The 9,371-nt window shown below is 47.1% G+C and carries 13 protein-coding genes; 7 read left to right on the top strand and 6 right to left on the bottom strand.

Annotation, left to right across the window (positions count from 1 at the left end; genetic code table 11):
• Both VN105_RS16555 and VN105_RS16550 read right to left on the bottom strand, forming a co-directional pair.
• The coding region (locus VN105_RS16555) for a lipid A-modifier LpxR family protein (RefSeq protein ID WP_325642639.1) at positions 1-398 on the bottom strand (398 nt) is incomplete at its 3' end.
• A 10-nt stretch (positions 399-408) separates the two neighbouring features.
• Positions 409-1,683, bottom strand: coding sequence for an acetyl-CoA hydrolase/transferase family protein (locus VN105_RS16550; RefSeq protein WP_325642638.1), 1,275 nt, complete (start codon positions 1,681-1,683; stop codon positions 409-411).
• A gap of 184 nt (positions 1,684-1,867) precedes the next feature.
• Between VN105_RS16550 and VN105_RS16545 the strand changes: the two genes are divergently transcribed.
• The 7 genes from VN105_RS16545 to VN105_RS16515 all read left to right on the top strand — a co-directional run bounded on the left by VN105_RS16545 (position 1,868) and on the right by VN105_RS16515 (position 5,911).
• Entirely contained in the window at positions 1,868-2,194 is a 327-nt protein-coding gene (locus VN105_RS16545; protein WP_325642637.1) for a GNAT family N-acetyltransferase, read from the top strand.
• Positions 2,195-2,310: 116 nt separating this feature from the next.
• Complete coding sequence (locus tag VN105_RS16540) at positions 2,311-2,811, top strand: RNA polymerase sigma factor (protein WP_325642636.1); 501 nt, start codon at positions 2,311-2,313, stop codon at positions 2,809-2,811.
• Positions 2,802-3,272, top strand: a complete 471-nt coding sequence (locus tag VN105_RS16535; protein ID WP_325642635.1) for a hypothetical protein — start codon at positions 2,802-2,804, stop codon at positions 3,270-3,272. Before VN105_RS16540 ends, VN105_RS16535 begins: the two co-directional genes overlap by 10 nt.
• A gap of 132 nt (positions 3,273-3,404) precedes the next feature.
• Complete coding sequence (locus tag VN105_RS16530; protein WP_325642634.1) at positions 3,405-3,890, top strand: hypothetical protein; 486 nt, start codon at positions 3,405-3,407, stop codon at positions 3,888-3,890.
• Positions 3,891-4,028: 138 nt separating this feature from the next.
• Positions 4,029-4,520: a hypothetical protein gene (locus tag VN105_RS16525; protein ID WP_325642633.1), complete on the top strand. Its 492-nt coding sequence runs from the start codon at positions 4,029-4,031 to the stop codon at positions 4,518-4,520.
• Between the two features lie 108 nt (positions 4,521-4,628).
• Positions 4,629-5,378 (top strand): metal-dependent hydrolase, encoded by a 750-nt coding sequence (locus tag VN105_RS16520; RefSeq protein WP_325642632.1) that lies wholly within the window; start codon positions 4,629-4,631, stop codon positions 5,376-5,378.
• Positions 5,379-5,404: 26 nt separating this feature from the next.
• The gene (locus VN105_RS16515; protein ID WP_325642631.1) at positions 5,405-5,911 is read left to right on the top strand and encodes a GNAT family N-acetyltransferase; all 507 of its coding nucleotides are present in this window, start codon (positions 5,405-5,407) and stop codon (positions 5,909-5,911) included.
• 16 nt (positions 5,912-5,927) lie between these two features.
• Here the strand turns inward: VN105_RS16515 and VN105_RS16510 are convergent, their stop codons facing one another.
• From VN105_RS16510 to VN105_RS16495, 4 genes are read right to left on the bottom strand one after another with little or no spacing between them, the layout of a single operon-like run.
• Complete coding sequence (locus tag VN105_RS16510; protein WP_325642630.1) at positions 5,928-6,821, bottom strand: LysR substrate-binding domain-containing protein; 894 nt, start codon at positions 6,819-6,821, stop codon at positions 5,928-5,930.
• A 22-nt stretch (positions 6,822-6,843) separates the two neighbouring features.
• Positions 6,844-7,761: a substrate-binding domain-containing protein gene (locus VN105_RS16505; RefSeq protein WP_325642629.1), complete on the bottom strand. Its 918-nt coding sequence runs from the start codon at positions 7,759-7,761 to the stop codon at positions 6,844-6,846.
• A 10-nt stretch (positions 7,762-7,771) separates the two neighbouring features.
• A complete protein-coding gene (locus VN105_RS16500) occupies positions 7,772-8,191 on the bottom strand; it encodes a DsrE family protein (RefSeq protein WP_325642628.1) in 420 nt (139 codons plus the stop codon).
• 21 nt (positions 8,192-8,212) lie between these two features.
• Positions 8,213-9,205 carry a c-type cytochrome gene (locus VN105_RS16495; protein WP_325642627.1) on the bottom strand — a complete coding sequence of 331 codons (993 nt, stop codon included), beginning with the start codon at positions 9,203-9,205 and terminating at the stop codon, positions 8,213-8,215.
• Positions 9,206-9,371 lie beyond the last annotated feature (166 nt).

The raw sequence follows: 9,371 nt of genomic DNA, 5'->3' as shown, positions 1-9,371 counted from the left end.
GAGTGGAAGCTGTATTTTTTTCCCGGGTTATAGGAAGTAAGTCCGTGGGTGGCGTACAGGGCGCCTGCGTAGTAAAAATCTTTGGGAATATAGCTGGTATCGGCAATCTCGTTGGGCGTGATCATGACTTGCATAAGATCCCATTCAAATACATTAATGGCATTGCTGCCCGCTGCGGGGAGTATCCATTTATCAAGGAATACCGATTTCTTTTTTTTTATATAAAGATAACCTCCGCTGCTGCCGTTGCTGTAGCCACGATCTGTTCCCCGTCCCCATACATTAAAGAAGTCATCATCTTCGTATATCCTTAGTTGTTTAACGGCATCCTGTGTGATCTGTGCGGATGCCGTTGCCGTGATGATACAAAGCAGCACGCCTGATAGTAACCTTTTCATACGCCGGTATTTATCCGAATACCTTGAATATCTCAAAAGCGTTCTTTTCCAGCGCTTCCCGGTGATCCGGATGGGCGATATTAATGAGAGCCTGTGCTCTTTGGCGGAGGTTTTTCCCCCGCAGATGGGCTACGCCGTATTCCGTAACTACATAATGTACGTGAGCCCTGGTGGTAACCACACTGGCGCCGGGTTGCAGCTGTGATACAATGCGCGAAAGGCCTTTGGAAGTAGTGGAAGGAATAGCAATAATGGGTTTGCCTCCTTCAGAAAGAGCGGCTCCCCGCATGAAGTCCATTTGTCCGCCTACACCACTGTATTGCCTGAACCCAATTGAGTCAGCACATACCTGGCCAAAGATATCGATCTCTATGGCGCTGTTAATGGCGGTTACCCTTGGGTTTTTGCGGATGATGGTAGGGTTGTTCACGTATTCCACATCCATGAGCCGCATGATGAGATTGGTATCCATAAAATCGTACAGCCGCTGGCTGCCAATGGCAAAGCTGGAAATAAGCAGGCCGGGGTGTACCGCTTTGTACTTACCTGTGATCACCCCTTTTTGTACCAGGTCGATGATGCCATCGGAAAACATTTCTGTGTGTATGCCAAGGTCTTTATGATTGGAAAGGCACTGCAGCACAGCGTTTGGGATGCCGCCTATGCCCATCTGCAAGGTAGCCCCGTCGTCTATCAGGGAGGCAACATGACGGCCTATAGATAATTCTGTGTGGGTGGATGGCCGGATGGTTTGTGAGTAGATGGGATAGTTTACCTCTACCGCTGCGTTGATCCTGGAAATATGAATAACGCCATCGCCCAGCACACGCGGCATCTGTGGGTTTACTTCTGCAATGATAATTTTAGCGGTATCTACAGCTGCCTTGGAAACATCGCAGGATACGCCGAGGGTACAATAGCCATTTTTATCCGGTGGGGAAACGGAGATGAGCGCTACATCTATGGGCTGTTCACAGGTGCGGAAATACCTGGGAATTTCGCTGAGGAACATGGGTACATAATTGGCCCTGCCTTCATTTACCGCCTGCCGGATATTTTTGCCTACGAAGAAGGCATCTATTTCAAAAGCATGCGCATGTTCGGGGCTGGCATATGGGGCTTCCCATTCGGTGTGGATGCTCACCAGGCGTACTTTTTTCAGCTCATGACTGCGGGCGGTCATGGCATTCACCAGTTCCCGCGGAGTGGCGGCTGCGGTGTGGATGAATACGGTGTGGCCGGATTGGATCAGTTGTGCGGCGGCTGTAATTGATGTGTAAGACATGCAGTAATGATTTTCTCCAAAATTATCGTGCAGTAAAAAAAATAAATATGAGTATTATCATATTGTAATTTTAAACTTTCCTGTGTTGATAACTTTCAACAACATGGCCCCGGAAATTGTTGGAGCAGCGGTGGTTAAATAACGGTTATGGATACACTGATTTACAGGAAAGCCACTGTTTCGGATGCTGTTGCCATCCGGGAATTATCGCTGGCCAGCTATAACTAGTTTTGCAACGGTGCTTTCCCCGGTTTACCCCGCTAACCAAGCCTATATCCGCCGGCTGGGTGTACATCCGGCTTACCGCGGCAGGGCAATAGCCCGCCACCTGATGGAAATGTGCATTAAGGAAGCCCGGGCGGGAGCGGAGCATATACCTGGGCTGTATGCCAGTACTATTATGCCGGATGCCAGGCATCTGTACGAACAGTTTGGGTTTCTGCAAATAAAGGAACTGGCGCCTTTATTTGGACAGCAATACTGGCTGTACAGGCTGGATTTGCGGCAATAGTTATCCATTTTAGCTGAATATGTTGATAAATTCATATAGATGTTATGACGTACACCCAGTTTTATTTCTATATATTAGCATTCTAAACCTGGTACACAGCTTCTTTGCGGCGAGATTTGGCACATATAAGTGAGCAAATGCTCATTGAGCGGTTAATAATAGGAGATCCTGCGGCAAAAGAGTTGTTATACGACCGATACGCCGGGGCCCTTTACAATATTATATTACAGCTCGTGCCTGTAAAAGAGCGGGCCAACGAAGTAATTGTAAAAGTTTTTCACTGGTCGTTCCAGCATATTGGAACTTTCCAGGTCTCAGGCCACCGGACATTGTTTACCTGGTTGCTGCGTAAAACGAGAGAATTAGCCATTAAAGAAGCCCTGCCGGAAACCGCATTAACCGGTACGGAGCTGATGAAGCAGGAAGAAGGCATACTACAGCAGTTTTATCTGATACTGCCAGCCGATCAACAACAGGTGTTCCGGCTTAGTTATTTTAAAGGATTATCAATCACAACGATAGCCCGCTTACTGGCACTGCCGGAAGCGCAAATAAATGAAATCCTGAAAGAAGCAATGAAGTCTTTCAGACAATTCTTAAAAGAGACTTGGAACTAAAATTTTACATAGAAAGCGGTATTATCGAGTCCTTCGTGCTGGGTCTGGCTTCTGAGGAAGAAGTAGAAGAGCTGCAGCACATGAGAAGGCTGTATCCGGAACTGGATACAGAAGTCGAATTTGTTGAACGTCGCCTGGAAAGAGCCGCGTTTGATGAGCCTGCCATGCCTCCCGTGGAAATACGCGAACGGGTGCTGCAGAAAATCCGGTGGGAAGAAGGACATGGTTATTCAGACCCCTCTTCCAATTACACTTTCATCAATATCCAGCCAAAAGATGGCAGCCACATCATTGTTCACCGCTGGTGGAAGATCTTCTTCATTATCTTCTTTATTATGTCCAAGGTGTTCCTTTTCCTCGCTATTTTCTATTATCTCAAATACCGTATGTCGCAGGAGCAACGTAGCGATAACCTGCACCAGATGATCCGGCAGGAACAGGTAGAAGGCCCCTTATTATAATTTTCCATCCGGATTATCGTTATTTTAAAGATTTTACAATTTTGAGAATCCGACAGATGGGGATATAACGTATCTATAGATATGTGATTTATTATTTATATTTTGTAGCCTTGGTTAACATAAGCGGACAGTTTGAACATCAATAACTATATAGAAAGCGGTATTATTGAGCGTTATCTGCTGGGACTCGCCACTCCTGAACAAGGAGAAGAGTTACTGTACCTGCGCCGTATCTACCCGTTGCTCGACCTTGAATTTACAGCGGCCGAACTCCGGATAGAAAATAAACTGATGGAGGAAGGCGCCCAGCCACCGGTGAAAATAAAAGAAGCAGTGCTGCAGCGGATTAAACCGGAAAAGGAGTGGAAAGACAGCTCCTGGAGCGGTTATAACTCCTATGAACATACGAATTTCCATCATCACACCTATATTCCTATCGACTCATTCTGGAACCGCCGGATAACTGTAAGCATCTGGTGGCGTTGCGCATTTATTGCCCTGGCAGTAGCGGCCATGGCCCTGGCAGCGAGCACCTGGCATTTCTACCACCGCGCGCAGATGCTGGAAGAGATCCTGTTTAAGCTGAAAGTCCCTTCCGTAAACCAATCCGCTCCATAATCCGCTAAGTAACAATACTTTCATTTGGTACGTTTATTGCAAATGCTGAAATTGCCCCTGTATTCCGGCTGTTATAAAACCTTATTTGATAGCTGCGTGTTGAATACAATGGCATTTAAACACACAAACTAATTTCCCATGAGAAAATTTTCATTTGCAGCGTTACTGATGGCAATAGTTGCCGTTTTTGCATCTTCCTGCTCCCCCAAACAAGGTGTTACCCAGGACATCAATAAAGGCGCCGTAAAAGGTAACTGGGTTTTAACCGATATTAAGTACGAAGGAATCCCTGATAACGCTAAAGTAACCGTATTTGATGAAGCCAATGCCAAGTGTTTTATTGGCAGCCAGTGGATCCTGCCGGATAACTATGCAATGGGCTCCTACACGCTCACATCTACTGAAAACGGCTGTAGCGCAGTTACCCAGAAAATTGCCTGGTCGCTTACCAAAAGTGGCGGAGTAAGTATGTTCGGCTTTAAAAAGCTGTACAGTGGCGATAAGGCAAAGAATGTAACAGAAGGTTACCGTATGGAAATTACCGGCGCCGGTAGTGTAATGACCTGGAGGGCAAACGTTACTTTCGAAGATAAAAGTGCAGCCATTATATACACATTGCAACGTAAATAACCGCTATCAATCATAGTGTTAGCACAGAAAGACAGCGGGGATCATGGTTTATGATCTCCGCTGTCTTTTTTCAAAAGATGTATATTTAGATCATTAAGCACCAGTACTATGAACACGCCGCAGTCCCAGATTCAGTTCCTGGCGCATGCAAGTTTCAGGATCACCACTCCGGAAGGTCATGTTATATTAATTGACCCCTGGTATACAAATAATCCGGCCTTGCCTCCCGGTTTAACAATCCCGGATAAAGTAGACCTGATCCTTATCACACATGGGCACCGCGATCACCTGGACAGCAAAATGGTGGATATCATCCGCACAAAGTCGCCCAAAGTGATTGCCAACCCTATAGTACGGTTTTATTTGCAGGAACAGGGAGTACCGGAACACGCGTTTGAACCGCTGAATGCAGGAGGTACCGTATCTGTTATGAATGTAAAAGTAACCATGACCAACGCCTTCCATTTTGCACATATCAATCTGCCGGATGGTAAAATAGGCTACCCGCATGCCAGCAACGGGTTTATTGTGTGGATGAGCGACGATATTTCTGTGTACTATTCCGGGGATACTTCTGTATTTGGAGATATGGAGCTGATTGGAGAGATTTACGAGCCGGATATAGCCATCCTGCCTATTGGCGACCGCTTTACAATGGGACCGCTGGAAGCTGCAGTTGCCGCGCGCCTGCTGAAGGTGAAACACCTGATTCCCTGTCATTATGGAACAATGCCTGTACTCAGTGGTACGCCACAAAGGTTGCAGGAGCTTACAGCAGACCTGGACAAGCTCAGGATTCATATACTCCAACCCGGCGAGGTGCTGGATACGGCTGTGGTAAAAGCCCGTAGTCATTAGTGAACAATTGCTTTAAATTCCGATATATGTTGCCCCTTAATACCGACCGATTACATATATATCCCTGCCGCCTGCCGTTGCTAACAGAGATATTCTTAAACCATCCGCATGCCCGCGAAACACTGCAGGCGCATATCCCGGAAAACTGGCCGCAGCCCGACCTGAAAGAACAGCTGCCTCATTTTATTGAATTGCTTCAGCACGATCCACAATCGTATCCCTGGATGTTGTGGATCATTGTAAATAAAGAAGAAGCAGTGGTGATTGGTGATATCGGGTTTAAAGGCCGCCCCGATAAAAATGGCGTGGTGGAAATTGGATATACCCTGTTACCTTCCTGGCGAAAAAAAGGATATATGCGCGAAGCCGCTACAGCATTGGTGGAATGGGCTTTCCGGCAACCCCACGTGAAAAAACTGATTGCCGAATGTGATGTTACCAACATGGCTTCTATGAAGGTGCTGCAACACCTTGGCATGGAAGAACTGAAGTTACCGGGAGAAATGCTGCATTGGCAGCTGCTGAATAAATAACGTAGGCGTGTGACCGTTATTCCACCATGTTTTGCCTGGCAAAGCGGATGAAAAGCTGGCAAAGCTTATCCTGCAAACCCTGCAGGTAAGTAAAGTGGAGCTTCCGCACCAGCTTGAAGTTTTTTACCGGTAACACCCTGAACTCCCCCAGCTCCAGTTCGCGCTGCACCGCCTGTGAAGAAATAAAGGCTGCACAGGGCGAATGGTGCAGGTATGATTTGATGCTTTCTGTACTGCCCATATACATGGCCACGTTCAGATCTGTGATCTTTAATTTCAGGCGTTTCAGCTCCTCGGTAATAACTTCCAGTGTGCCGGAGCCGTGTTCCCTCATTAACAGCGGGATAGTTTTAAGTTCGGCCGGGGTAAGCGGCTCGCCACTGCCATACTGATGCTTCATGTTGCCTACCAGTATAATTTCATCTTTGGCAAACTCCACATATTTCAACAACGGATTTTTGGAGCTGCCTTCAATGATACCCAGCTGTATACTTTTTTCAAACAACGCCTGTTCAATCTGTTCGGTATTTCCACTGGTAAGCGATGTTTTTACATCCGGGTACCGCTGGTTGAATTTCGCCAGCAGCGGGGGAAGCTGGTATTGTGCAATAGTAGTACTGGCGCCTATAGGCAGCAGGCCGCCCTGCATATGTTTCAGCTGATTTACATCGTATTCCAGGTTGCGGTAATCAGTAAAAATAATTTCTGCATGATGCATTACCAGCACCCCGGCGCGGGTGAGCTTTATTTTATTGCCGATCCTTTCAAACAGCGCCATGCCAAGCTGTTGCTCCAGTTCATGTATATGTTTGGTAACAGCCGGTTGTGAAATATATAATTCTTCTGCAGCTTTGGTAAAGCTGAGGCGTTTGGCCACGGTGTGAAATACCCTGAGTCTGAAATCGAACATGCACTAAAAGTACAAAATTACCTTACAACTCAGGCGGCGTAAAGCCAAAGTGTTTATAAATACCCTGCCCTGCAGGGCTCATCAGGTAGCCCATGAAATCCTTAGCCGCCTGCGGATGCGGTGCACTTTTCAGTATACCGGCCCAGTAAGACGCTTTGATGTTTTCCTTTTCCGGTATGTTTACTATGCTTACCGGGTGATGGATCATTTGCTGGTAAAGGGCCTCTGTAAGCCATACCGGGCCTGCATCCGCCTTTTGCCGGAGCACGCGCAGCGGTGTTTCCCGGTGATGTATTTTAGTAAGATAGGTGCTTCCACCGGCTACTTTATCTTTCATTACTGCCTGTTGCAGCGCAGCGCCCCCCGACTTTATATAGGCTTCCTCAATGCGTTTGCCGATGCCTTCCCAGGCGGGATTGGGCATACTTACCCGTACATTTTTACGCGCCAGGTCAGTCAATCCCCTGATCCTTTTAGGATTGCCCTGTTGCACCATAATGGCGAGGGTGTTACCTGCATAATTTTTTACCACCGTGAAGCTGTCCCGCAGCTGATCTATACGGCTTTTCCCGGCAGTATAAATATCGGGTGTTACGGCTATACGAAGATTCCCGAGCACCAGCGATCCGCTGATGATTTGCTGCGCCAGGATACCCGGAGGGAGCGTTTCAGCAAATATGCGTTGGTATTGGGGGTGAGTTTTTTTAAAGCCGGTGATCAGCGAGTCAATTACCATAAACTGGTTACCGGCAAAGAAGATGACCAGCTGGGGATCTGTAATATCTCCATAAAGGTCGGGTACATTATCGATGCCCGGTACGGTAAAGGCTACGCCCCCGGATGGTGGTGTGTTCCAGGGCGGGTCAAAACGGAAGTCCTGGGCATGAAGCGCCCCTGCCAATAGTATGGTTACTATCAGCACTGTTGTAAATTGTTTCATCATTTATAATTTATGGGTGTACGTAACTCCAGCCTTCCGCCTGTTTTATAATCAACTCACCATTACCGCTGGGCGTGTATTGAATGAAAGGAAATAATTCTTCCTTTGAGATCTTTCTTTCCCGCAGCGTGTTCTCGCATTCTACCAGGAGCACACCTTTGGATTGCAGTTCCTGCAGCAGCGATTCGTAGGGATGATCTTTTTTATAGGCCGTTACACCACTGCCATGAGCTACCAGCTCAATGGTCACTTTGTTTTGCAAGCGGGGATCTTCCAGGGCGTTTTTAATATTGCGAAGGGTATTGCGGATCACTTTATCATCATCGCTGTTCAGCTGGTAAATGGCCCTGTATTTGGTTTTGTGCTGGCTCATGGCGTATTGCGCAGTTAACAGGGTGAAGAGGCAAAGCAGCAGCGTTAACTTTTTCATGGTGTACGTTTTTGATTATAATTAATGTTGCATGGGTTTAAATGGTCCGTATTTATGTTGTTCTGCAGAAAAAGCATCTGCATAAGGACCAAAAGGAAAATCGACAGGTTTCCTTTTAATATCCTGCCAGTCGGCCGACTGATCTTTATGTGGCCGCGGTTGTGAATTAATGAATGCGGCTACGTCCCAGGCTTCTTCATCAGAAAGAACGGTTGAGTTGTAATCTACGCCAAAAGGCATGTTATATTTCACATAGCCGGCGAAGTTAGACAGGCGGTAAAGTCCTGCGGCATCATTGTAGCTTTGTGGTCCCCAAAGGGGAGGATAAGTGAAAACAATACCGTCGGCGCTTTTCACGCCTTCGCCATTAGCGCCATGACAGCGCTGGCATTGTTGGGTATAGATACGGGCGCCTTTCTTTGGATCGGCTGCGCGTTGTAAATAAGCGGGCTTACGCAGGCCGCTGCCATCGGGCTTTTCATGGGGAGTTACTTCACTTCCCAACCATTCTATATAGGACCTGATGGCCATCATTTCCCTGCTGTTACTGTCGGGCGCTGTGCCGTTCAAACTGCGTTCGAAGCAATCGCTGATGCGTTTATTCAATGTTTCCGAGCTGTTGGATCTGGCCCTGAATTTAGGATACGATGCGGCCGTAAAGCTATAGTTGTTCCCATAAGGCTTGGTACCGGCCTGCAGATGGCAGTTTTGGCAGTTCATCCCGTTGGTAATTTGCAGTACGCTTCCTTTGGGGCCCAGGTATCGCGCGGTTTCCCGGATCAGTGTTTGTCCGTAAACGATAGCGGCGCCTTTTTCTCCGGGAGGAAGTGTAGCCATAGCTGGTGGGCGCCATCCCTTAGCCGGAGCCGCCTGCAAAGCCGGCGATGTTCCGGGAAGCAGGTAACGTGTCCAGAGAAAAAATGTTTCAAAGCCTACCAGCAGTGTTAGTATCAGCAGGCATGCGAGTGACCCGGAAAGGATCCGTTTATAACGTTGGATTTTATTGGTTTCCATTAAAATTACAGGTTGGTGGATTACGGTACAAAAGTAACGGGCCACCAGAGCGAAGTCAAATAACTAATAACTATCAGTGATAACAAATGGTTATTGACAACAAACAAAAAAAGATAAGCGATAAAAGTAGAAAATTTAAATTGAAAAAGAAAAGAGCGGTTAGAAT

The sequence above is a fragment of the Chitinophaga sp. genome (assembly GCF_035564935.1).
Classification (GTDB): domain Bacteria; phylum Bacteroidota; class Bacteroidia; order Chitinophagales; family Chitinophagaceae; genus Chitinophaga.
The sequence above is the reverse complement of the archived record's forward strand: the minus strand, read 5'-3'. Positions and strand labels throughout refer to the sequence as shown.

Excerpts from the sequence above, each read along its gene's own strand:
- VN105_RS16545 (WP_325642637.1), top strand. The coding sequence starts at position 1,868 with ATGCTGTTGCCATCCGGGAATTATCGCTGGCCAGCTATAACTAGTTTT.
- VN105_RS16520 (WP_325642632.1), top strand. The coding sequence starts at position 4,629 with ATGAACACGCCGCAGTCCCAGATTCAGTTCCTGGCGCATGCAAGTTTC.
- VN105_RS16500 (WP_325642628.1), bottom strand. The coding sequence starts at position 8,191 with ATGAAAAAGTTAACGCTGCTGCTTTGCCTCTTCACCCTGTTAACTGCG.
- VN105_RS16505 (WP_325642629.1), bottom strand. The coding sequence starts at position 7,761 with ATGAAACAATTTACAACAGTGCTGATAGTAACCATACTATTGGCAGGG.
- VN105_RS16525 (WP_325642633.1), top strand. The coding sequence starts at position 4,029 with ATGAGAAAATTTTCATTTGCAGCGTTACTGATGGCAATAGTTGCCGTT.
- VN105_RS16550 (WP_325642638.1), bottom strand. The coding sequence starts at position 1,683 with ATGTCTTACACATCAATTACAGCCGCCGCACAACTGATCCAATCCGGC.
- VN105_RS16510 (WP_325642630.1), bottom strand. The coding sequence starts at position 6,821 with ATGTTCGATTTCAGACTCAGGGTATTTCACACCGTGGCCAAACGCCTC.
- VN105_RS16515 (WP_325642631.1), top strand. The coding sequence starts at position 5,405 with ATGTTGCCCCTTAATACCGACCGATTACATATATATCCCTGCCGCCTG.
- VN105_RS16495 (WP_325642627.1), bottom strand. The coding sequence starts at position 9,205 with ATGGAAACCAATAAAATCCAACGTTATAAACGGATCCTTTCCGGGTCA.